This window comes from Pseudomonas sp. L-22-4S-12 (assembly GCF_009799935.1).
Classification (GTDB): domain Bacteria; phylum Pseudomonadota; class Gammaproteobacteria; order Pseudomonadales; family Pseudomonadaceae; genus Aquipseudomonas.
In genome coordinates, this window is sequence record NZ_WELL01000004.1 from 134,514 (window position 1) to 155,211 (window position 20,698).

The 20,698-nt window shown below is 66.8% G+C and carries 21 protein-coding genes and 1 pseudogene; 17 read left to right on the plus strand and 5 right to left on the minus strand.

The window, feature by feature from the left end; translation table 11 throughout:
- The first annotated feature begins 1 nt into the window (after position 1).
- From F3I16_RS11875 to hemN, 9 genes and pseudogenes are all read left to right on the plus strand, one after another.
- Positions 2-187, plus strand: coding sequence for a cbb3-type cytochrome c oxidase subunit 3 (locus F3I16_RS11875; RefSeq protein WP_160083272.1), 186 nt, complete (start codon positions 2-4; stop codon positions 185-187).
- Positions 184-1,161 carry a cytochrome-c oxidase, cbb3-type subunit III gene (gene ccoP, locus F3I16_RS11880; RefSeq protein WP_160493823.1) on the plus strand — a complete coding sequence of 326 codons (978 nt, stop codon included), beginning with the start codon at positions 184-186 and terminating at the stop codon, positions 1,159-1,161. The genes F3I16_RS11875 and ccoP overlap by 4 nt, the downstream gene beginning before the upstream one ends.
- A 141-nt stretch (positions 1,162-1,302) precedes the next feature.
- Positions 1,303-2,712, plus strand: a complete 1,410-nt coding sequence (gene ccoG, locus F3I16_RS11885) for a cytochrome c oxidase accessory protein CcoG (protein WP_160493824.1) — start codon at positions 1,303-1,305, stop codon at positions 2,710-2,712.
- A gap of 64 nt (positions 2,713-2,776) precedes the next feature.
- Positions 2,777-3,052, plus strand: a pseudogene (locus tag F3I16_RS21200) (DUF2628 domain-containing protein); the annotation flags it as partial.
- A gap of 87 nt (positions 3,053-3,139) precedes the next feature.
- Positions 3,140-3,643, plus strand: coding sequence for a FixH family protein (locus F3I16_RS21205; RefSeq protein ID WP_256670167.1), 504 nt, complete (start codon positions 3,140-3,142; stop codon positions 3,641-3,643).
- A gap of 13 nt (positions 3,644-3,656) precedes the next feature.
- Positions 3,657-6,071, plus strand: coding sequence for a heavy metal translocating P-type ATPase (locus F3I16_RS11895; protein WP_160493826.1), 2,415 nt, complete (start codon positions 3,657-3,659; stop codon positions 6,069-6,071).
- Positions 6,072-6,087: 16 nt separating this feature from the next.
- On the plus strand, positions 6,088-6,294 hold the full coding sequence (gene ccoS / locus F3I16_RS11900) for a cbb3-type cytochrome oxidase assembly protein CcoS (RefSeq protein WP_160079419.1): 207 nt from the start codon (positions 6,088-6,090) through the stop codon (positions 6,292-6,294).
- Positions 6,287-6,970, plus strand: coding sequence for a sulfite exporter TauE/SafE family protein (locus F3I16_RS11905; protein ID WP_160493827.1), 684 nt, complete (start codon positions 6,287-6,289; stop codon positions 6,968-6,970). The genes ccoS and F3I16_RS11905 overlap by 8 nt, the downstream gene beginning before the upstream one ends.
- A gap of 150 nt (positions 6,971-7,120) precedes the next feature.
- Complete coding sequence (gene hemN / locus F3I16_RS11910) at positions 7,121-8,503, plus strand: oxygen-independent coproporphyrinogen III oxidase (protein WP_160493828.1); 1,383 nt, start codon at positions 7,121-7,123, stop codon at positions 8,501-8,503.
- A 53-nt stretch (positions 8,504-8,556) separates the two neighbouring features.
- On the opposite strand, the gene F3I16_RS11915 is transcribed toward hemN, so the two are convergent.
- Entirely contained in the window at positions 8,557-8,958 is a 402-nt protein-coding gene (locus tag F3I16_RS11915) for a hypothetical protein (RefSeq protein WP_160493829.1), read from the minus strand.
- 300 nt (positions 8,959-9,258) lie between these two features.
- On the opposite strand from F3I16_RS11915, the gene fnr reads away from it, so the two are divergent.
- The 8 genes from fnr to F3I16_RS11955 all read left to right on the plus strand — a co-directional run bounded on the left by fnr (position 9,259) and on the right by F3I16_RS11955 (position 14,607).
- Positions 9,259-9,993 (plus strand): fumarate/nitrate reduction transcriptional regulator Fnr, encoded by a 735-nt coding sequence (fnr, locus tag F3I16_RS11920; protein WP_160079415.1) that lies wholly within the window; start codon positions 9,259-9,261, stop codon positions 9,991-9,993.
- A 35-nt stretch (positions 9,994-10,028) separates the two neighbouring features.
- On the plus strand, positions 10,029-10,577 hold the full coding sequence (locus tag F3I16_RS11925) for an adenine phosphoribosyltransferase (RefSeq protein ID WP_160493830.1): 549 nt from the start codon (positions 10,029-10,031) through the stop codon (positions 10,575-10,577).
- 120 nt (positions 10,578-10,697) lie between these two features.
- Positions 10,698-10,907 (plus strand): cytochrome oxidase putative small subunit CydP, encoded by a 210-nt coding sequence (gene cydP / locus F3I16_RS11930; protein WP_160493831.1) that lies wholly within the window; start codon positions 10,698-10,700, stop codon positions 10,905-10,907.
- Complete coding sequence (locus F3I16_RS11935; RefSeq protein WP_160493832.1) at positions 10,904-12,469, plus strand: cytochrome ubiquinol oxidase subunit I; 1,566 nt, start codon at positions 10,904-10,906, stop codon at positions 12,467-12,469. The genes cydP and F3I16_RS11935 overlap by 4 nt, the downstream gene beginning before the upstream one ends.
- Before the next feature lie 10 nt (positions 12,470-12,479).
- Positions 12,480-13,622 carry a cytochrome d ubiquinol oxidase subunit II gene (gene cydB, locus F3I16_RS11940; RefSeq protein WP_160493833.1) on the plus strand — a complete coding sequence of 381 codons (1,143 nt, stop codon included), beginning with the start codon at positions 12,480-12,482 and terminating at the stop codon, positions 13,620-13,622.
- An 11-nt stretch (positions 13,623-13,633) separates the two neighbouring features.
- Positions 13,634-13,750: a cytochrome bd-I oxidase subunit CydX gene (gene cydX, locus F3I16_RS11945; protein ID WP_160079410.1), complete on the plus strand. Its 117-nt coding sequence runs from the start codon at positions 13,634-13,636 to the stop codon at positions 13,748-13,750.
- A complete protein-coding gene (locus F3I16_RS11950) occupies positions 13,740-14,042 on the plus strand; it encodes a cyd operon YbgE family protein (protein WP_160493834.1) in 303 nt (100 codons plus the stop codon). The genes cydX and F3I16_RS11950 overlap by 11 nt, the downstream gene beginning before the upstream one ends.
- 139 nt (positions 14,043-14,181) lie before the next feature.
- Entirely contained in the window at positions 14,182-14,607 is a 426-nt protein-coding gene (locus F3I16_RS11955) for a group II truncated hemoglobin (RefSeq protein ID WP_160079408.1), read from the plus strand.
- A 94-nt stretch (positions 14,608-14,701) separates the two neighbouring features.
- Here F3I16_RS11955 and F3I16_RS11960 read toward each other — a convergent pair whose 3' ends face one another.
- From F3I16_RS11960 to F3I16_RS11975, 4 genes are all read right to left on the minus strand, one after another.
- Positions 14,702-15,850, minus strand: a complete 1,149-nt coding sequence (locus F3I16_RS11960) for an acyl-CoA dehydrogenase family protein (RefSeq protein ID WP_160493835.1) — start codon at positions 15,848-15,850, stop codon at positions 14,702-14,704.
- A gap of 52 nt (positions 15,851-15,902) precedes the next feature.
- Entirely contained in the window at positions 15,903-17,105 is a 1,203-nt protein-coding gene (locus F3I16_RS11965) for a PepSY domain-containing protein (protein ID WP_160493836.1), read from the minus strand.
- Between the two features lie 68 nt (positions 17,106-17,173).
- Positions 17,174-19,648, minus strand: coding sequence for a TonB-dependent siderophore receptor (locus tag F3I16_RS11970; protein WP_160493837.1), 2,475 nt, complete (start codon positions 19,646-19,648; stop codon positions 17,174-17,176).
- A gap of 111 nt (positions 19,649-19,759) precedes the next feature.
- The gene (locus F3I16_RS11975) at positions 19,760-20,698 is read right to left on the minus strand and encodes a FecR domain-containing protein (protein ID WP_160493838.1); all 939 of its coding nucleotides are present in this window, start codon (positions 20,696-20,698) and stop codon (positions 19,760-19,762) included.

Consider the following 20,698-nt stretch of genomic DNA (forward strand, 5'->3'; position numbering starts at 1 on the left):
GATGGATATCGGGACGCTTCGCGGTATTGGCACCGCCGTGGTTTTCATCGCTTTCATTGGCGTGGTGCTCTGGGCTTACAGCAGCAGACGCAAGGACAGCTTCGACGAAGCCGCCAACCTGCCCTTCGCCGACGACGCCCCCGCCAAAAAGCGTGACGAACAAGCTTCTGGGAGCAATAAAGAATGACTACCTTCTGGAGTCTGTACATCACCGTGCTGAGCCTGGGCACCATCGTCGCCCTTACCGTGCTGATCTTCAGCGTGCGTAAGGGGCAACGCCAGGAAGCCACGGAAGAAACCCTCGGCCACGAGTTCGACGGCATCGCCGAATACGACAACCCGTTGCCGAAGTGGTGGTTCATGCTGTTCATCGGCACCATCGTCTTCGCCCTCGGCTACCTGGTGCTCTACCCGGGCCTGGGTACCTGGAAAGGCCTGCTGCCGGGCTACAACGAAGTAGGCGACGGCAAGCCGTTCGCCAACGGCGAGCCAGGCTGGACCGGCGCGCACCAGTGGGAAAAGGAGATGCTGCGCGCTGACAAGCAGTACGCACCGATCTACGCCCAGTACGCCAAGATGCCGATCGAGGAAGTGGCCAAGGACGAGAAAGCCCTGAAGATGGGTGGCCGCCTGTTCGCCTCCAACTGCTCGGTCTGCCACGGTTCCGACGCCAAGGGTGCCTACGGCTTCCCCAACCTGACCGACAACGAGTGGCGCTGGGGCGGCGCTCCGGCCGACATCAAGCAGACCATCACTGCTGGTCGTCACGGCATGATGCCGGCCCAGGCTCCGATGATCGGCGAAGATGGCGTGCGCAACGCTGCTGCCTACGTGCTCACCGAACTGGCCGGGCGCAAGCTGCCGGAAGGCGTGAACGCCGACATCGAAGCCGGTCGCAAGGTCTTCTCCAGCACCTGCTTCGCCTGCCACGGCGCGGACGGCAAGGGCACCCCGAGCATGGGCGCACCCAACCTGACCAAGCCGAGCGCCTTCATCTACGGCAGCAGCTACGCCCAGCTGCAGCAGACCATCCGCTACGGCCGCAACGGCAACATGCCGGCGCAGCTGCAGTACGTGGGCAGTGAAGACAAGGTGCACCTGCTGACCGCTTACGTGTACAGCCTGTCGCACGGCGCAAAGCCGGAAACAGTCGAGAAGTAAACCGCCATTTGTCCGGGAGCGCGACCCAAGGTCGCACCCGGACAAAGCTCGTTTCGGCGTACTATATAGGCATGCGTGACGCCCTGACTCCAGTCGGCATGTACTGACCGGAGCAATCACCTACCGCCGTGGTACGAGCCGATGAGCGAACAAATCCCCGTCAAGAATGTCACCCCGCAACATGCCAAAGGCAGCGTCGACCTGTACGCCAGCCGCGAAAAAATCTACACCCGCGCCTTTACCGGCCTGTTCCGCAACCTGCGCTTAGGTGGCGGCGCCCTCCTCTTCATCCTCTATTTCGGTACCGCCTGGCTCAGCTGGAATGATCGGCAAGCAGTCTGGTGGGATCTCCCCGAGCGCAAGTTCTACATCTTCGGCGCCACCTTCTGGCCACAGGACTTCGCCCTGCTGTCCTGGCTGCTGATCATCTGCGCCTTCGGCCTGTTCTTCATCACCGTGTTCGCCGGTCGCGTCTGGTGCGGCTACACCTGCCCGCAGAGCGTGTGGACCTGGGTCTTCATGTGGTGCGAGAAGGTCACCGAAGGCGACCGCAACCAGCGCATGAAGCTGGACAAGCAGCCCATGAGCGGCCAGAAGTTCCTGCGCAAGGCCGCCAAACACTCGCTGTGGATTCTGATCGGCCTGGTCACCGGCCTGACCTTCGTCGGCTACTTCTCGCCGATCCGCGACCTGGTGCCGGGCCTGCTCAACGGCAGCGCCGACGGCTGGGCCTATTTCTGGGTCGGTTTCTTCACCCTGGCCACCTACGGCAACGCCGGCTGGCTGCGCGAGCAGGTGTGCATCTACATGTGCCCCTATGCGCGCTTCCAGAGCGTGATGTTCGACAAGGACACCCTGATCGTCTCCTACGACCCGCGCCGTGGCGAAACCCGTGGCCCGCGCAAGAAGACCGCCGACTACAAGGCCGAAGGCCTCGGCGACTGCATCGACTGCACCCTGTGCGTGCAGGTCTGCCCGACCGGCATCGACATTCGTGACGGCCTGCAGATCGAGTGCATCGGTTGCGCCGCCTGCGTCGACGCCTGCGACAGCATCATGGAGAAGATGAACTACCCGAAAGGGCTGATCAGCTACACCACCGAACACAACCTGTCCGGCCAGCAGACCCACCTGCTGCGCCCGCGCCTGATCGGCTACGCTATCGCCCTGATCGCGATGATCAGCCTGTTCGGCTGGACCGTCGCCCACCGCTCGCTGGTCGAACTCGACGTGCTCAAGGACCGTGTGCTGTTCCGCGAGAACGAACAGGGCTTCATCGAGAACGTCTACACCCTCAAGCTGATGAACAAGGCCCAGCGCGACCTGACCTTCATGGTCAGCGCCGAAGGCCTCGACGGCTTGATCTACGAAGGCAAGCGCGAACTCAAGGCCGCCGAAGGCGAGGTACTCTCGGTACCGGTGGAGCTGTCCATCCCGCCGGAGAAACTGCCGTCGAGCACCAACGAGATCCGCTTCAAGATCCAGGCGGTCGAAGACCCGAGCATCCAGAGCGACTCTGTCAGCCGCTTTATCGGCCCCAGCGTCAGGTAACCGTTGAACCCTGCCGGCCCGCTCAAGCGGACCGGCAGGCGATCCCCACTCAGTAAGGCAGTCGATGAAGAGCTTTGACGTTTTCCACCACCCCGCCCACGGCCTCGAGGCCGTCAAGACGGGCTTCTCCTGGCCGGGCCTGTGCTTTGGCCTGATCTGGGCGCTGTACAAGCAGCTCTGGTGGCTGGCGCTGGGGCTGTTGCTGCTGACTCCGTTACTGGTGCTGCTGGTTCTCCAGCTGCCGGACGGCCTGGCGCAGAGCAAGCCCCTGCTGATCGCCGCCGTGCAGCTGCCGCTGTTCTGCCTGATCGGATTCAAGGGCAACCAGTGGCAGGCGGCCAACCTGCAACGCCGCGGCTTCGCCCTGCTGCGCCGCCTGCAGGCCGCATCGCCGGAAAACGCGGTGCTTGCCATCGCCCCGAGCGAGCTGCCGCCAACCCAGCCCTACCACAGCGTCTGGTACAAGCAGTTCTGGCCCTGGTTCATCCTCGGCATTCTCGGCATGTCCATCACCCTCGGCACCACCATGCTGGTGATCGCGACCAAGAACCCTCCGGGCCTGATCGCCGACAACTATTACGACGTCGGCAAGGGCATCAACACCTCGCTGGAGCGCGAGAACCTGGCCAACCGCCTCAAGCTCAAGGCCAGCCTGGTAGTGGACAACGACAAGGGCACCGCCAACCTGCAGCTGCAGGGCTACAGCAACCCGCCGCAGCTGGTGCTCAACCTGATCTCGCCGACCCAGCCCGAGCGTGATCGCCGGGTGATCCTGCAACTGCAGGGCGACGGCAGCTACTTCGGGCAGATGCCGGACCTGGTCGAAGGCCGCCGCTTCGTCGAGCTGATCGGCCAGGAAGGCGGCCAGGACTGGCGCCTGTTCGAGGAAGAGCAATTGGCCAGCGGCCAGTCGGTCCAGCTCGGCGAGTGACCGATCCGCACCCATGAGCAGCCCCCTCCCCTGTTATCACTGTGGCTTGCCGGTTCCCGCCGGCAGCCGCTTCGAGGCCCGTGTACTCGGCGAGACGCGGGCCTTGTGCTGTCCGGGCTGCCAGGCGGTGGCCGAGGCCATCGTCGCCGGCGGCCTGGAAAACTACTACCGCCACCGCAGCGACAGCGCGATCAACCCGCAGGCCCTGCCCAAGGCGCTCAGCGACGAGCTGGAGCTGTACGACCGCAGCGAAGTGCAGCAGCCCTTCGTCCAGCACCAGGGCGAGCTCAGCGAAACCGTGCTACTGATCGAGGGCATCAGCTGCGCGGCCTGCGGCTGGCTGATCGAGAAACACCTGCGCACCCTGCACGGCGTCGCCGAGGCCAACCTCAACCTGTCCAATCAGCGCCTGCAGGTGCGCTGGGCCGACAGCCAGCTGCCACTCAGCCAGCTGCTCAAGGAACTGCGCAAGATCGGCTACGCCGGCCACCCCTGGCAGGCCGACGCCGCCAGCGCGCGCCTGGCCGAGGAGAACCGCAAGGCCCTACGGCAGATCGGCGTCGCCGGCCTGCTGTGGATGCAGGTGATGATGGCGGCGATGGCCACCTGGCCGGAATTCAACATCGACCTGTCGCCCGAGCTGGACAAGATCCTGCGCTGGACCAGCCTGTTCCTCACCACGCCCATCGTTTTCTACTGCTGCGGCCAGTTCTTCCGCGGCGCCCTGCGCGACCTGCGCACCCGCCACCTGACCATGGACGTCTCGGTGTCGCTGGCCATCGGCGGCGCCTACCTGACCGGCATCTGGTCCACCGTCACCGGCATCGGCGAGCTGTACTTCGATGCGGTCGGCATGTTCGCCCTGTTCCTGCTGGCCGGCCGCTACCTGGAACGGCGCGCCCGCGAGCGCACGGCGGCGGCCACCGCACAGCTGGTCAACCTGCTGCCGGCCTCCTGCCTGCGCCTGGATCAGGCCGGCCAGAGCCAGCGCATCCTGCTGCGCGAGCTGCGCGTCGGCGACCACGTACTGGTGCCGCCCGGCGGCCTGCTGCCGGCGGACGGCTGCATCCACAGCGGCCAGTCCAGCGTCGACGAGTCGCTGCTCACCGGCGAGTACCTGCCGCTACCCCGCGCGGAAGGCGACTCCGTGACCGCCGGCACCCTCAACGTGGAGAGCCCGCTGACCGTCGAGGTCCAGGCCCTCGGCGCCGATACCCGGCTGTCCGCCATCGTCCGCCTGCTGGAACGCGCCCAGGCCGACAAGCCGCGCATCGCCGAACTGGCCGACCGGGTGGCGCAGTGGTTCCTGCTGATCGTGCTCGGCGTGGCGGCCGTGGTCGGCCTGGTCTGGTGGCAGATCGACAGCGAACGTGCATTCTGGATCGTCCTCGCACTGCTGGTCGCCACCTGCCCCTGCGCCCTCTCCCTGGCCACCCCGACCGCGCTGACCACCGCCACCGGCAGCCTGCACAAGCTCGGCCTGCTGCTCACCCGCGGCCACGTACTGGAGGGGCTGAAGCAGATCGACACGGTGATCTTCGACAAGACCGGCACCCTCACCGAGGGCCGCCTGACCCTGGACCGCATCCTCACCCTGCGCGAGTTCGACAGCGACGCCTGCCTGGCGCTAGCCGCCGCCCTCGAACACGGCTCCGAACACCCCATCGCCCGCGCCTTCGGCCATAGCCAGCAAGGCGCCCAGCAGCTGCGCAGCGAACCCGGCCAGGGCCTGGAAGGCGTGGTCGACGGCCGCCGCCTGCGCATCGGCCAGCCTGCCTACGTGGCCGCGCTGGCGGCGCGCAGTGCCCCGCCGATTCCCGGCGAGCATGGCCAGTGGCTGCTGCTCGGCGATGAGCGCGGGCCGCTGGCCTGGTTCGTCCTCGACGATCGCCTGCGCGCCGATGCCGCGCAGCTGCTCGCCGCCTGCCGCGCCCAGCACTGGAATATCATCCTGCTGTCCGGCGACAGCTCGCCGATGGTCGGCGAAGTGGCGCGCCAGCTGGGCATCGACGACGCCCGCGGCGGCCTGACCCCGGATGCCAAGCTGGCCGTATTGCAGCAGCTGCACCAGGACGGCCACCGCGTGCTGATGCTCGGCGACGGGGTCAACGACGTGCCGGTACTGGCCGGCGCCGACATCAGCGTGGCCATGGGCAGCGCCACCGACCTGGCCAAGACCAGCGCCGATGCCGTGCTGCTGTCCAATCGCCTGGGCAGCCTGGTGCAGGCCTTCGCCATGGCCCGTCGCACGCGGCGCATCATCGTCGAGAACCTGGCCTGGGCCAGCCTGTACAATGGTCTGGTACTGCCGTTCGCCGCCGCAGGCTGGGTTACCCCGCTGTGGGCCGCCTTCGGCATGTCGGTCAGCTCGCTGCTGGTGGTACTCAACGCCCTGCGCCTGACCCGTACCCCGGCGACTCGCCCCTAAGCCCATCGGAGCCCCCATGTCCGCGCTGTATATCCTGATTCCGGTTGCCGTGGCCCTGGTCGGTTTCGCCATCTGGCTGTTCGTCTGGGCCGTGGACAACGGCCAGTACGACGACCTCGACAGCCCGGCGCACAGCATCCTGTTCGACGACGAAGACCCGCAGCACAAGGCCGGCATCGCCGAGGCCGACAAGCCGGCGGCGCAGGACGAACCCCGTGCCTGAACTGGCGCCGCTGCTGGTTTCCGCGCTGATCCTCGGCCTGCTCGGCGGCGGCCACTGCCTGGGCATGTGCGGCGGTCTAATGGGCGCCCTGACCCTGGCCATTCCCGCCGAGCAGCGCGGCCGGCGCCTGCGCCTGCTGCTGGCCTACAACCTCGGCCGCATCCTCAGCTACGCAGCAGCCGGGGTGCTGATCGGCCTGGCCGGCTGGGCCGTGGCCAGCAGCCCGGCGGCCATGGTCCTACGGGTCATCGCCGCCCTGCTGCTGATTACCATGGGCCTGTACCTGGCCGGCTGGTGGAGCGGCCTGACCCGCATCGAAGGCCTCGGCCGCCATCTCTGGCGCCACCTGCAGCCGATCGCCAGCCGCCTGATGCCGATCAGCAGCGTGCCGCGCGCCCTGCTGCTCGGCGCGATCTGGGGCTGGCTGCCCTGCGGCCTGGTCTACAGCACCCTGCTGTGGGCGGCCAGCCAGGGTTCGGCCTTAGACAGCGGCCTGCTGATGCTGGCCTTCGGCCTCGGCACCTGGCCGGTGCTGCTGGCCACCGGCATGGCCGCCGAACGCCTGACCGCCGTGCTGCGCCGGCGCGGCGTGCGCATGGCCGGCGGCCTGCTGGTCATCCTGTTCGGCCTGTGGACCCTGCCCGGCCCCCACCAGCACTGGCTGATGGGGCACTGAACAACAGCCCCTGCGTTAAACAGCGCACAGTTGCGCAACGCGCCGAGCCGCCGCAGCCGTCAGCCACCGCCACCCTGATCCAGGTCAAGACCCGTCTGCCCCGCGCTGCCTAGACTCGCAACCATTGCTTGCCTTTGCAGGGACAACCGCATGCTCGACGCCATCCGCTGGGACACCGACCTGATCCGCCGCTACGATCTGCCGGGCCCGCGCTACACCTCCTACCCGACCGCCGTGCAGTTTCACAGCGATGTCGGCTCGTTCGACCTGCTGCATGCCCTGCGTGACAGCCGCAAGGCCCTGCGTCCGCTGTCCCTGTACGTGCACGTGCCGTTCTGCGCCAACATCTGCTACTACTGCGCCTGCAACAAGGTGATCACCAAGGATCGCGGCCGCGCCCTGCCCTATGTCGAGCGCCTGGAAAAGGAAGCCGCCAACATCGCCTGCCACCTGGACCGCCAGCAGGTGGTCGAGCAGCTGCACTTCGGCGGCGGCACCCCGACCTTCCTCAGCCATGACGAACTGCGCCGGCTGATGGCCCATCTGCGCGAGCACTTCACCCTGCTGGACGATGACTCCGGCGACTACGGCATCGAGATCGACCCGCGCGAGGCCGACTGGTCGACCATGGGCCTGCTCCGTGAGCTGGGCTTCAACCGCGTCAGCCTCGGTGTGCAGGACCTCGACCCGGCCGTGCAGCGGGCGATCAACCGCCTGCAGAGCCTGGAAGAGACCCGCGCCATCGTCGAGGCGGCGCGGACCCTGCAATTCCGCTCGGTGAACATCGACCTGATCTACGGCCTGCCCAAGCAGACCCCGGAAAGCTTCGCCCGCACCGTGGCCGAAGTCATCGCCCTGCAACCGGATCGCCTGTCGGTGTTCAACTACGCACACCTGCCGGAGCGTTTCCTGCCGCAGCGGCGGATCAACAGCGAAGAGCTGCCCTGTCCGGCCGACAAGCTGGCCATGCTGCAGGGCAGCATCGAGCAGCTGACCGCCGCCGGCTACCGCTACATCGGCATGGACCACTTCGCCCTGCCCGACGACGAACTGGCCACCGCCCAGGAAGACGGCACCCTGCAGCGCAACTTCCAGGGCTACACCACCCACGGCCACTGCGACCTGATCGGCCTCGGCGTGTCCTCCATCAGCCAGATCGGCGACCTCTACTGCCAGAACAGCAGCGACCTGGGCAACTACCAGCAGAGCATCGACAACGGCCAGCTCGCCACCCTGCGCGGCCTGGTGTGCAATGAAGACGACCGCATCCGCCGTGCGGTGATCCAGCAGTTGATCTGCGAATTCCAGCTGGATTTCCAGCAGATCGAAGAACGCTTCAACATCGATTTCCGCGGCTACTTCTCCAGCCTCTGGCCGCAGTTGCAGCAACTGGCCCGCGACGGCCTGATCGAGCTGAGCGACAAGGGCATTGATGTGCGCCCGGCCGGCCGCCTGCTGGTGCGTTCGGTGTGCATGCTGTTCGACCGTTATCTGGAGCAACAGAACCAGCAGCGGTTCTCCCGGGTAATCTGAGCGGCGCCTGGCCCGGTGCGCGGGGGGCGCGCCGAGCCAGACGCCGAGCAGGTTCAATCCGCGGCCAGCACTTCGAGCCGGTACGAGCGCTCGGCTTCCTTGCCCACGCACTGGGTGCCGTAGCTACCGGCATAGATCCGCAGCGAATACACCCCCGGGGTCAGTGGCGTACCGCCAATGACGCCATGGGCAGCACGCTCTGCATGCTCCAGCGCCAGGCCGGCCGGCAGCGGTTGCCTGGGATCGACATGGATGCCGGTCAGCGGCGAGCTGGTATCCACCACCTCGATGCGCACCCGGTAGGGCTCACCCGCCCGCGCCACCGGCAGCTCCCGGGGCAGGATCTCCATCTCCGGGCGCATGGCGCAGCCGACCAGGGTGTTGGCCACGAACAGCACCTCACAACCTGCCAGCAGCAGGGCGCAGCCGAGTAGCGCGAATAATTTCAGGGGCATGCCGATCCTTGGTCTGTGCGGGGGTGGGCAAAATGCCGCTGCGGCTAAAGCGCACAACGGCGCGCCCATCTTTGCCCCGCCGCGGCCTGGGTGCAACCGGCACCTGTGTCTTCGCGCCCACGCCAAGCCCTGGCGCTGCGCTGTCTATCCGTAACAACCCGCTCTCCTCTGGCCGTGCGCGACGGTCTTATCGGTCTAAACCTGAACGAACCGTCAGGTCACCGTTCTAGGCTGGCTGATGAACCGGGCATGCGTTACCCTTGCCACTCATGCGTGTTTAGCCAGCAGGAACCCCCCGTGATGCCCGAGACCATCAAGGTGCATACCCCGCACCAGGCCCATTGCAAGGATTGCAGTCTGGCGGCGCTGTGCCTCCCGCTGTCACTGAACCTGGAGGACATGGATGCCCTCGACGAGATCGTCAAACGCGGCCGCCCGCTGAAGAAGGGCGAGTTCCTGTTCCGCCAGGGCGATGCCTTCGCCTCGGTATTCGCCGTGCGCGCCGGCGCGCTGAAGACCTTCAGCCTGAGCGATGGCGGCGAGGAGCAGATCACCGGCTTCCACCTGCCCAGCGAGCTGGTCGGCCTGTCCGGCATGGACACCGAGCTGTACCCGGTTTCCGCCCAGGCCCTGGAAACCACCTCGGTCTGTGAAATCCCCTTCGAGCGCCTGGACGAACTGTCCGTGCAGCTGCCGCAGCTGCGCCGCCAGCTGATGCGGGTGATGAGCCGGGAAATCCGCGACGACCAGCAGATGATGATGCTGCTGTCGAAGAAGACCGCCGACGAGCGCATCGCCACCTTCCTGGTCAACCTGTCCGCGCGCTTCCGTGCCCGCGGCTTCTCGCCCAACCAGTTCCGCCTGGCCATGTCGCGCAACGAGGTCGGCAACTACCTGGGCCTGGCTGTGGAAACCGTCTCGCGGGTGTTCACCCGCTTCCAGCAGAACGGCCTGCTCGCCGCCGAAGGCAAGGAAGTGCACATCCTCGACCCGATCGAGCTGTGCGCCCTGGCAGGCGGCAACGTGGACAGCTGATACCCCGCACAAAACCGGCCGACAGGAATCTGACGATGATCTTCGATGAATTCAGCATCAAATCCCTGATCCGCCCGGTGCCGGACTTCCCCAAGCCGGGCGTGGTGTTTCGCGACATCACCCCGATTTTCCAGTCGCCGCGCGCCCTGCGCATGGTCGCCGACAGCTTCATCCAGCGCTATGTGGAGAACGACTTCAGCCACATCGCGGCCATGGATGCACGCGGCTTCCTGATCGGCTCGATCATCGCCTACGAACTGAACAAGCCGCTGATCCTGTTTCGCAAGCAGGGCAAGCTGCCGTCCGAGGTGCTGAGTGAAAGCTACCAGACCGAATACGGCGAGGCGCTGCTGCAAGTGCAGGCCGACAGCCTGTGCGAAGGCGACTCGGTACTGATTTTCGATGACCTGATCGCCACCGGCGGCACCCTGCTCGCCGCCTCCCGCCTGGTCCGGCGCATGGGCGCCAAGGTCCACGAAGCCGCGGCGATCATCGACCTGCCCGAACTGGGCGGCTCGCAGAAGCTGCAGGACAGCGGCATCGCCGTGTTCTGCCTGACCGCCTTCGAACTCGGCGAGCATTAAGTCTTCCCCCGCCCATACTGCGACACTGCGCCACGCCCGACACTAGCGAGCGTTTGATCAAGATCAAACGCTAATAAGCTACTATGTTCAGGCTATAAGCATACTCCATGGGGTATCCGCATGAAGACGATCCAGCCGTCCATCTGGCGCATTGCGCTGGTCCGCGAAATTGCCGCGATCCTGCTGATCAAGCTGGCCCTGCTGTTCGCCATCAAGGCCATCTGGTTCGACGCACCCACCGTGCCCGAAGACGGCCTGAACCGTGTCGCCCATCACCTGCTAAGTAACGCCGGCAGCCCATCCCCAAGCACTGAGGAGACCCCGAGATGATCTCGGAAACCGTCGTCGACCTGTCACGTCTGCAGTTCGCCATGACCGCGATGTACCACTTCCTGTTCGTGCCACTGACCCTGGGCCTGGCCTTCCTGCTGGCGATCATGGAGTCGGTCTACGTGATGACCGGCAAGCAGGTCTACAAGGACATGGTCAAGTTCTGGGGCAAGCTGTTCGGCATCAACTTCGCCCTCGGCGTCACCACCGGGCTGACCATGGAATTCCAGTTCGGTACCAACTGGGCCTACTACAGCCACTATGTCGGTGACATCTTCGGTGCGCCGCTGGCCATCGAGGGCCTGATGGCATTCTTCCTTGAGTCGACCTTCATCGGCCTGTTCTTCTTCGGCTGGGATCGCCTGTCCAAGATCCAACACCTGGCCGTCACCTGGCTGGTGGCCATCGGCTCGAATATGTCGGCGCTGTGGATCCTGATTGCCAACGGCTGGATGCAGAACCCGGTGGGCGCCGAGTTCAACTTCGAGACCATGCGTATGGAGCTGACCGACTTCGGCGCCCTGCTGTTCAATCCGGTGGCCCAGGTCAAGTTCGTCCACACCGTGGCCGCCGGCTATGTCACCGGGGCGATCTTCGTCCTGGCCATCTCCAGCTACTACCTGCTGAAGAAGCGCGACCAGGGTTTTGCCCGCCGCTCCTTTGCCATCGCCTCGGCCTTCGGCCTGGCCTCGATCCTCTCGGTGATCGTGCTGGGTGACGAATCCGGCTACGAGATCGGCGACGTACAGAAGACCAAGCTGGCCGCCATCGAGGCCGAGTGGGAGACCCACCCCGCCCCGGCCGGCTTCACCCTGTTCGGCCTGCCCAACCAGGAGGAGATGCGCACAGACTACGCGGTGAAGATTCCCTACGCGCTCGGCCTGATCGCCACCCGCTCGCTGGATACCGAGGTCAAGGGCATCAAGCAGCTGATTGCCGAGCACGAAGTGCGCATCCGCAGCGGCATGCAGGCCTATGCCCTGCTGGAACAGCTGCGCGCCGGCGACAAGAGCGAGGCCAGCATCGCCGCCTTCAACGCAGTCAAGCAGGACCTCGGCTACGGCCTGCTGCTGAAGAAATACACCACCCAGGTGGTCGACGCCACGGACGCGCAGATCAAGCAGGCGGCGCTGGACACGATCCCCAACGTCTTCAGCCTGTTCTGGACCTTCCGCATCATGGTCGCCTCCGGCTTCCTCATGCTGGCTCTGTTCGCCTGCGCCTTCTGGGCCTCGGCGCGCAAGAACGAGGAGCGCAAACCCTGGCTGCTCAAATGGGCACTGCTCAGCCTGCCGCTGCCCTGGATCGCCGCGCAGACCGGCTGGTACGTGGCCGAACACGGCCGCCAGCCCTGGTCGATCGGCGAGGTGCTGCCGACCCACCTTTCCACCTCCAGCGTGTCCGCCGGCGATGTATGGGGTTCGCTGATCGCCCTGATCGCCTTCTACAGCCTGCTGCTGGTGGTCGAGATGTACCTGATGATCAAGTTCGCCCGCCTGGGCCCGAGCAGCCTGCACACCGGCCGCTACCACTTCGAACAGCAACAGCCGGCCCAGGCCTGAGGAGATCGCCATGTTCGACTATGAAAGCCTCAAGCTGATCTGGTGGGTGCTGGTCGGCGTCCTGCTGATCGGCTTTGCCCTCACCGATGGTTTCGATCTCGGTGCCGCCGCCCTGCTGCCCTTCGTCGGCCGCACCGACCAAGAGCGCCGGGTGGTGATCAACACCATCGCCCCGCACTGGGACGGCAACCAGGTCTGGCTGATCACCGCCGGTGGTGCGCTGTTCGCCGCCTGGCCACTGGTCTATGCCGCCTCGTTCTCCGGTTTCTACTGGGCCATGCTGCTGGTGCTGTTTGCCCTGTTCGTGCGTCCGGTCGGCTTCGACTACCGCAGCAAGCTGGAAAACACCCGCTGGCGCAGCAGCTGGGACTGGGGCCTGTTCGTCGGCGGCCTGGTGCCGTCGCTGGTGTTCGGCGTGGCCTTCGGCAACCTGCTGCTGGGCGTGCCCTTCCAGTTCGACGACACCCTGCGCGTCAGCTACCACGGCAGTTTCTGGCAGCTGCTCAACCCCTTCGGCCTGCTCGCCGGGGTGGTCAGCCTGAGCATGCTCATGCTGCACGGCGCCACCTGGCTGATGATGCGCACCGAAGGTGACATCGCCCGGCGCAGCCAGCGTGCCGCACAACTGACGGCCCTGGTCTACCTGGCCGCCTTCATCGGCGCCGGCGCCTGGCTGTGGCTGGGCAATATCCAGGGCTTCGCCCTGGCCGCGGCCATCGACACCAATGCGGCGATCAACCCGCTGGGCAAGAGCGTGCTGCACGACAACGCCGGCTGGCTGGCCAACTATGCCAGCTACCCGCTGACCAAGCTGGCCCCGCTGACCGGCATTCTCGGTGGCGTCCTGGCCCTGGCGGCCGCCAGTGGCAAGCGTGGCGCCTGGGCCTTCCTCGGCTCCAGCCTGGCCATCAGCGGCACCCTGTGTACCGCCGGTTTTGCCATGTTCCCCTTCATCATGCCGTCGAGCCTGGACCTGAACTCCAGCCTGACCCTGTGGGATGCGGTATCCAGCCACAAGACCCTGGGCATCATGTTCGTCGCGGCCTGCATCTTCGTTCCGCTGATCCTCGTCTACACCCTGTGGTGCTACGCGAAGATGTGGGGCAAGGTCACCACCGGGCAGATCGAACAGAACGGCCACGGGCTTTATTGAGGAGATCGACCATGTGGTACTTCACCTGGATTCTCGGCGTATTGCTCGCCTGCAGCTTCGGCATCATCAACGCCCTGTGGCTGGAAACCACCCAGGACCTCGACACGGAGCCTGCGGGTGACGAGTGAGGCCCGCCCCCTGCTGCAGCGCCCGTGGAGCCGGGCGCTGTCGCTGCTGCTGGCCAGCCCAATGGCCCTGCTGCTGCTCATCCACCCGGCGGTCATGCTCGATGAGCAGGGCCGCTACAGCCATTCGCTGCTAATGCTGGTGATGGTGGGTGTAGCGGGCGGCTTCGTTCATGGCGTTGGTTTCGACCCACTCAACCGCCTCTGGCGCCTGCTGTTAGGCCCGGCCTGCGCCTGGCCGCTGCTGGCGCTGGGCTATGCCCTGCTGGCCAAGGCGCAAGCGCTGCTCGGCTGAGCGCTACCCGCCAGCTTCTCGCCCGCCGGGAACGCCAGCCTGGGCGCGGGCCATCTGCCTGATTCGGCTGCGACGCCCTGCCCCAGTCCGACACTCGGGCGGCAGCGGTTACACTGCGTTTTTGCCCGGAGCCCCGTTCATGTCCGATTCCCCGACCTATGGCGTTGGTGACGCCTCCTACCAGGCCGCTGGCGGCATCGACGGCCTGCGCCGCCTGGTCGACGACTTCTATGACCTGATGGAGCAGCGCCCGGAGGCTGCGGCCATCCGCGCCATGCACCCGGACAATCTGGATCTCGCGCGCGACAAGCTGGCCTGCTTCCTCAGCGGCTGGCTGGGCGGCCCGCGCCTGTTCAGCGAGCGCTACGGCCCGATCGCCATCCCGGCCTTCCACGCCCAGTGGCCGATCGACCAAGCGCACAGCCAGGCCTGGCTGGACTGCATGGCAGGCGCCATCGCCCGCCAGCCCTATGCGCCGGACTTTGCCGAATACCTGCTGACCCAGCTGCACGTACCGGCAGCGCGCATTGTCCAGGCCAGCCGCCACAAACACGGTGCGGCGTAAACACCGGACAGAAAAAAGCCCCGCCAGGCGGGGCTCTCTTCACGGGCTGAGCAGCCTGTTTGCTCGCAGGCGCCATGCACACAGGGTTGGCGGCCTACAGGCCCATCTGCTTGCTGATGATCTCGTTCATCACCTCGCGCGTGCCGCCACCGATGGAGAGAATGCGGTTGTCGCGGTACAGGCGCTCGACCAGCGACTCACGCATGAAGCCCATGCCGCCGAGGATCTGCGTGGCGTCGTAGGTGATGCGGTCGGAGACGTCGGTGGCGAAGTTCTTGGCCATGGAGATCTCCTTGATCACGCTCTTGCCGGCGGCCATCTTGGCGGCCTGGCGGTAGGTGAACTCGCGCGACACTTCCAGCTGGGTGGCCATCTCGGCCAGGCGGTGCTTGAGCACCTGGAACTTGCCGATCGGCTTGCCGAAGGCCTGGCGCTCGCCGGCCCATTTCAGCGCCTCCTCCAGGGCCAGCTGCGAGGTCATGTTGGCCATGATCGCCAGCGACAGGCGCTCGCTCTGGAAGTTGGCCATGATCCCGGCAAAGCCCATGTTCTCGGCGCCGATCAGGTTGCCCAGCGGCACCGTGCAGTCGTCGAAGAACAGCTCGGCGGTATCCGACGCCCACCAGCCCATCTTCTTCAGCGAGCGGCCGACGCTGAAGCCCGGCGTGCCCTTCTCGATCAGCAGCAGGCTGACGCCACCGAATCCCTCGCCGCCGGTGCGCACCGCCACGGTGTAGTAGTCGGCGCGCACGCCGCTGGTGATGAAGGTCTTGCTGCCGGTCACCCGGTAGCAGTCGCCATCGCGCACGGCACGGGTCTTGAGGCTGGCCACGTCGGAGCCGCCGGACGGCTCGGTCACCGCCAGGGCCATGATCTTCTCGCCGGCCAGCACCTGCGGCACCACGCGCTCGCGCACCTCCGGACGAGCCCACTTGAGCACCGGCGGCAGGCCGATATCCAGCGAGCCGAGCCCGGCCACCAGGCCGCCGGAGCCGCAGCGCATCAGTTCCTCGCTGGCCGCCACCTTGGCGAACAGGTCGCCCTCGTGGCTGCCGCCGAACTGCTCTGGGTAGCCGATGCCGAGGATGCCGGCGGCACCGGCCTTGCGGTACAGCTCGCGGGGAAACTCCTCGGCCTCCTCCCAGTCCGCCACGTGGGGCAGGATTTCGCGCTCGACGAAACGGCGCACCGAATCGCGGACCAGTTGATGGGAGTCGTCGAAATAGTCCTGGAAGGCGGTCATGGGGCTGCTCCGGATAAGGTTGTCACGACCTTAACCGAGCGCTTGCTTGGTTTCAAGAAGGCGTATCGGCCAAGCCAGGCGCCGATAGTGCTGCCCGCCGCCGGATGGCGAAGCGCCGCGCCTGCTGCTTGCGCCACCAGATCACCACACCAGTGACGCTGAGCACGGCGATCGCCACCCCCAGCACGGCGATCAGCACCCGCCCGGGGAAGCCGAGGATGCGCCCGCCATGAATCGGCAGCTGCAGCTGGTAGAAGCGCTCGCCGAGCGTGCCGACGCCGGGGAGTTCGCGACCGAGCACGCGGCCGTCCTCGCCATCCACGAAGAGCCAGGCGTTGCCCTGGTCGCTGGCGTGGTCGCCGAAGCCGGCGCCGAAGAAGTTGTACTCGAAGCTGTAGTACAGCTCGGTGATCGGCGCGTGCAGGCCCAGGCGGTCGCCCTCCTCGCGCGCCAGCCGGTAGGCCTGGCGATGGTCCAGGCGCAGTTCGCCCAGTTCGTCCTTCGGCAGCCGCCCGCGCGCTTCATAGGTGCTCAGCGGTACCTCGGAGAACAGCGACACCAGCGGCTTGAACACCTCGGCCGGCAGGTTCATCGCCACGCTGCTCACCGCCACCGGCGTCAGCAGCAGCCACAGCCACAGGCCGCCGGCGCGGTGCAGGTCATGGTTGAGGCGCTGGCGCTTGATCTGCCAGGCCTTGCCCCACCTGCGCCAGAACGGCCGGCCGCGCGGCAGGGTCAGCCACAGCGAGACCAGGCAGTCGATCGTCCAGAGGATGGCGATGATGCCCATCAGCCAGATGCCCCAGTTGCCCGGCAGGCTGAGGTTGTAGTGGAACTCGAGGATAAAGGGGACGAAGTTTTCCCGGGAGAAACAGCAGGCGCCCCACTCGCGCTCGCCGAGCACGCGGCCGTCGGCCGGGTCGAGGTAGAACACCCGCGGCGCCAGCGCATAGGGCCGGCCGCTGGCCGGATCGTTGCGCGGCACGGTGGCCAGCAGTGCCGAATGGCCGGGCTCGTCCGGCTGCTCCAGGTACCAGACCAGGCGCCGCGGCTGGCTGGCCTCGAAGCGTTCGATCAGGCTGGGGCCGTCCAGCCGCGCCGTGGCGGCGCTGTCGGTCCGGTAGAACTGCGGGTTGAGCCACTCGTCCAGCTCGTGGTGGAAGGCCAGCACGCTGCCGGTGAGGCCGGCCAGGGCGAGGAATATCGCGGTGGCCAGGCCCAGGTAACGGTGCAGCAGAACCAGGAGGTTGCGCATGATGATTTTCCGTCTCGCAGACAGCAGGAAACCGCCGCTTCTCGCGAAGCGGCGGCCGGTTCGGGGCCTCAGAACTTCTGGGTGACGCTGGCCACCACGCTGCGCTCCTCGCCCAGGTAGCAGGCGTTGGCCGAGTAGCAGGACGCCACGTAGTACTCGTCGGTGAGGTTGTTGGCGTTGACCCGCAGCGAAGTGCCCTTGAGGCCGACGTTGGCCAGGTCGTAGCTGAGCGCCGCATCGAACAGGGTGTAGGCCGGCACCTCGAAGTCGTTGAGGTCGCTGCCGTAGCTCTCGCCCACGTAGCGCGCGCCGGCGCCTAGGGTCAGGCCGGCCAGCAGGCCGTCCTTGAAGGCGTAGTCGGCCCACAGGCTGGCCATCTGCTCGGGGGTCTGGTACGGCGTGTTGCCCTTGGCATCGGCCACGCCGCCGAGGGCGTCGAAGACGAAGTAGGACTTGCTGTATTCGACGTCGTTGTAGGTGTAGCTGCCCATCAGCTGCAGGTTGTCGCTGACCTGCACCCGCGCCTCCAGCTCCACGCCCCTGGAGTCGACGCCGCCGACGCCCTTGTACTCGTAGTCGTCGGTGAAGCTGTTCTCCTTGGCGAACAGGTTCTCCATCTCGATGCTGAAGAAAGAGAGGGTGTACAGGTCGTCGCTGCCCGGCGGCTGGAACTTCAGGCCGGCTTCCCACTGCTCGCCGGTGGTCGGCTTGAGGATCTGCGCGCCGTCGGAGTAGTTGGAAGTCGGGTTGAACGAGGTGGAGTAGCTGACATAGGGCGACAGACCGTTGGCGAAGGCATACAGCACGCCGAGGTGGCCGCTGAGCTTGTCGCCGGTGTTGGCGTCCTTGCTGCCCTGGCGGTAGTCGTCGATGGACACGTCGTACCAGTCCTGGCGCAGGCCGGCGCTGAGGTTCCAGCCGCCCAGCTCGACCAGGTCCTGCAGGTACAGGCCGGCCTGCTTCTGGCGGCGCAGCGCCTCGCTGGCGGTGGCCAGGGCGGACAAATCGTTCAGGCTGTAGACCGGGTCGAAAACGTCGATCGGGGTCACCGAGCTGTAGTCGCGGTCGTAGCGCACCTTGTTCTTCGAGTACTGGTAGTCCAGGCCGGTGACGACGGTGTGCTGCGCCGCGCCGGTGACGAAGTCGGCCTGCAGCAGGTTGTCGACGATCCAGGCGTGCAGGTTCTCCTCGCCGCCGCTGAAGCCGCGGTACAGCTGGTTGCTGCTGGGGCTCAGGTAGCCGCTGGCCCAGACCTGGCTGTTCTCGGTGCTGGCGTCCAGGTAGCGGAAGTTCTGCCGCGCGCTCCAGGTGTCATTGAAGCGGTGCTCCAGTTCGTAGCCGAGCATCTGCTGGGTACGGGTGAACTCCTCGATGCTCGGATCGCCCTCGAAGAAGCTGGCGGAGATGCGCTCGCCGTTGCGCTTGTGCAGGGTGCCGGAGGCCGGCGCGCTGCCGTGGTAGCCGCCGTTTGGATCGTGCTGCAGGTAGGCGTAGAGGTTCAGGTAGGTGTCGTCGCTGAGGTTCAGCGCCAGGCTGGGCATCAGCGCGTAGCGGGTTTCCTCGACATGCTCGACCTGCACGTCGCTGTCCTTGGCCAGGCCGACCAGGCGGTAGGCGAGCTTGTCGCTGAGCGGGCCGGTGACGTCGAAGGCAGTCTGCTGGTAGTCGTGGCTGCCGTAGGACAGGTCGATGCGCCCGGCCTGCTCGAACTCGGGGCGCTTGGTGGTCAGCGCGGCCAGGCCGCCCGGGTTGCTGCGCCCGTAGAGCACCGAAGACGGGCCCTTGAGCAGGTCGATGCGTTCGATGAAGTAGGGGTCGATCTGCAGGCTGGTGAAGGAGCCCGGGTCGCCCATGGACTTCAGGCCGTCGATGATGATGTTGTCCACCGAGCCGTCGTTGATCCCGCGCATGGCCAGGTAGTCGTAGCGGTGGGTGTTGCCGTAGGGGTTGGTGAGCACGCCGGCGGTATAGCGGGCGGCCTCGGCGACGGTGCGCGAGCCCTGCTGCTCGATCTGCTCGCGGGTGACCACGGACACCGCCTGGGAGGTCTTGACCAGCTCCTTGCTGGTCTTGGTCGCCACGCTGCTGTGGGTGGCGTTGTAGCCGTCCATGCTGCCCAGCGCGTTGCCCAGGGCGAAACCTTCCACCGTGGTGGCCGGCAGGGCCAGGCTGCTGCCCGCCTCCAGGGCGATCAGCGAATAACCGCCGCGGGCATCGCGCAGCACCTGTAGACCGCTGCCCTGCAGCAGCCGGGCCAGCCCCTCGTCGATCACGAACTGGCCCTGCAGGCCCTGGGTCTGCTTGCCGGCGGTGAGCTGGCCATCGACCGCCAGGAGAATCTGCGCCTCGCTGGCGAAGCGGCTCAGCGCGGTGGACAGCGCACCGGCCGGGATCGCATAGCTGCGCAGCGCCTGCTGGCTGTCCGCGGCCTGGGCCAGGCCGGCCAGGCCCGGCGTCAGGGTCGCCAGCGGCATGGCCAGCAGGGCGGCGCGCACGGCGCGACGCAGCGGCTGCAGAACGGGACGAGTGGATGGGGTACGCATGAATGACCTCGCGAGCTCGGTTGAATGACGGGCCGGATCGGCCCTGTTAACCCTGAAGCCAAGCGAGATCGGAAAAGGGGAACCCGCGATGGGAAATATTTTCCGGCGCACTCAAGTCGCAGCCGCTTCGCGCGGCTCGACGCTGATCCACCAGGGCAGGCGGCGCACCACGCGCACCGGCAGGCTGGCCTCCAGGGCGCCGAAGATGCGTTCACGCTCGGCCAGCGGGAAAGCGCCGACCAGGCGCAGCTCGGCCACCCGCGGATCGCAGCCGAGATAACCCTGCTGGTAGCGGCTGAGCTCGGCGATGAAATCGCCCAGGCGCATGTCGTCGGCCTGCAGCACGCCGCGAGTCCAGGCCTGGCGGGCCGAATCCAGGGGCTGCGGCGCACCGGCCTGGCTGCCGAGCAGGCGCTGCTGCCCTGCCGCGATCCGCACCGCCGGCGACAGCAGCTCGATGCTGCCGGCATAGGCCGCTACCTGGGTGCCGTGCTCGCGCTCATGCACGCCGAAGCGTCCGGCCGCCGCGCGCAGCCGCCCACGGGCGGTATCGATCAGCAGCGGCCGGCCATCGGCCACCGCCTCGATCAGCAGCTCGCCGCGATACAGCGCCAGGCGCCGCTCGCCGGCACTGAAGAACAGCTCCACGGCACTGTCGGTGTTCAGCCACAGACGGCTGCCATCGGCAAGACGCGCCTCGCGCACCTCGCCCACCGCCGTGCGCTGGCTGGCCTGCCACTGCTGCCAGGGCAGCGCGCGGCCGGCCAGCAGCAAGGCGCTGCTGGCGCCGAGCAGCGAGAGCAGCTTCAGCGCCTGCCGACGCGGCAAGCCTTGCGCCTGCAACGCCTGGCGCGCCACCTGCGGCTGCGCCAGCCCCTCGAACTGCCGGCTGATCGCCTCGACCCGCTGCCAGGCCAGGCGATGCTGCGGTCGCGCCTCCAGCCACGCCTGCCAGCGCGCATGCTCCTGGGCGGCCAGACCTTCGCTGCGCAGCAGGGCGAACCATTCGGCGGCCTGCTCCAGCACCCTGAAGTCGATTGGCTGGTTCAT

Excerpts from the sequence above, each read along its gene's own strand:
- F3I16_RS11875 (WP_160083272.1), top strand. The coding sequence starts at position 2 with ATGGATATCGGGACGCTTCGCGGTATTGGCACCGCCGTGGTTTTCATC.
- ccoP (WP_160493823.1), top strand. The coding sequence starts at position 184 with ATGACTACCTTCTGGAGTCTGTACATCACCGTGCTGAGCCTGGGCACC.
- ccoG (WP_160493824.1), top strand. The coding sequence starts at position 1,303 with ATGAGCGAACAAATCCCCGTCAAGAATGTCACCCCGCAACATGCCAAA.
- F3I16_RS11895 (WP_160493826.1), top strand. The coding sequence starts at position 3,657 with ATGAGCAGCCCCCTCCCCTGTTATCACTGTGGCTTGCCGGTTCCCGCC.
- ccoS (WP_160079419.1), top strand. The coding sequence starts at position 6,088 with ATGTCCGCGCTGTATATCCTGATTCCGGTTGCCGTGGCCCTGGTCGGT.
- hemN (WP_160493828.1), top strand. The coding sequence starts at position 7,121 with ATGCTCGACGCCATCCGCTGGGACACCGACCTGATCCGCCGCTACGAT.
- F3I16_RS11915 (WP_160493829.1), bottom strand. The coding sequence starts at position 8,958 with ATGCCCCTGAAATTATTCGCGCTACTCGGCTGCGCCCTGCTGCTGGCA.
- fnr (WP_160079415.1), top strand. The coding sequence starts at position 9,259 with ATGCCCGAGACCATCAAGGTGCATACCCCGCACCAGGCCCATTGCAAG.
- F3I16_RS11925 (WP_160493830.1), top strand. The coding sequence starts at position 10,029 with ATGATCTTCGATGAATTCAGCATCAAATCCCTGATCCGCCCGGTGCCG.
- cydP (WP_160493831.1), top strand. The coding sequence starts at position 10,698 with ATGAAGACGATCCAGCCGTCCATCTGGCGCATTGCGCTGGTCCGCGAA.
- F3I16_RS11935 (WP_160493832.1), top strand. The coding sequence starts at position 10,904 with ATGATCTCGGAAACCGTCGTCGACCTGTCACGTCTGCAGTTCGCCATG.
- cydB (WP_160493833.1), top strand. The coding sequence starts at position 12,480 with ATGTTCGACTATGAAAGCCTCAAGCTGATCTGGTGGGTGCTGGTCGGC.
- cydX (WP_160079410.1), top strand. The coding sequence starts at position 13,634 with ATGTGGTACTTCACCTGGATTCTCGGCGTATTGCTCGCCTGCAGCTTC.
- F3I16_RS11955 (WP_160079408.1), top strand. The coding sequence starts at position 14,182 with ATGTCCGATTCCCCGACCTATGGCGTTGGTGACGCCTCCTACCAGGCC.
- F3I16_RS11960 (WP_160493835.1), bottom strand. The coding sequence starts at position 15,850 with ATGACCGCCTTCCAGGACTATTTCGACGACTCCCATCAACTGGTCCGC.
- F3I16_RS11965 (WP_160493836.1), bottom strand. The coding sequence starts at position 17,105 with ATGCGCAACCTCCTGGTTCTGCTGCACCGTTACCTGGGCCTGGCCACC.
- F3I16_RS11970 (WP_160493837.1), bottom strand. The coding sequence starts at position 19,648 with ATGCGTACCCCATCCACTCGTCCCGTTCTGCAGCCGCTGCGTCGCGCC.
- F3I16_RS11975 (WP_160493838.1), bottom strand. The coding sequence starts at position 20,698 with ATGAACCAGCCAATCGACTTCAGGGTGCTGGAGCAGGCCGCCGAATGG.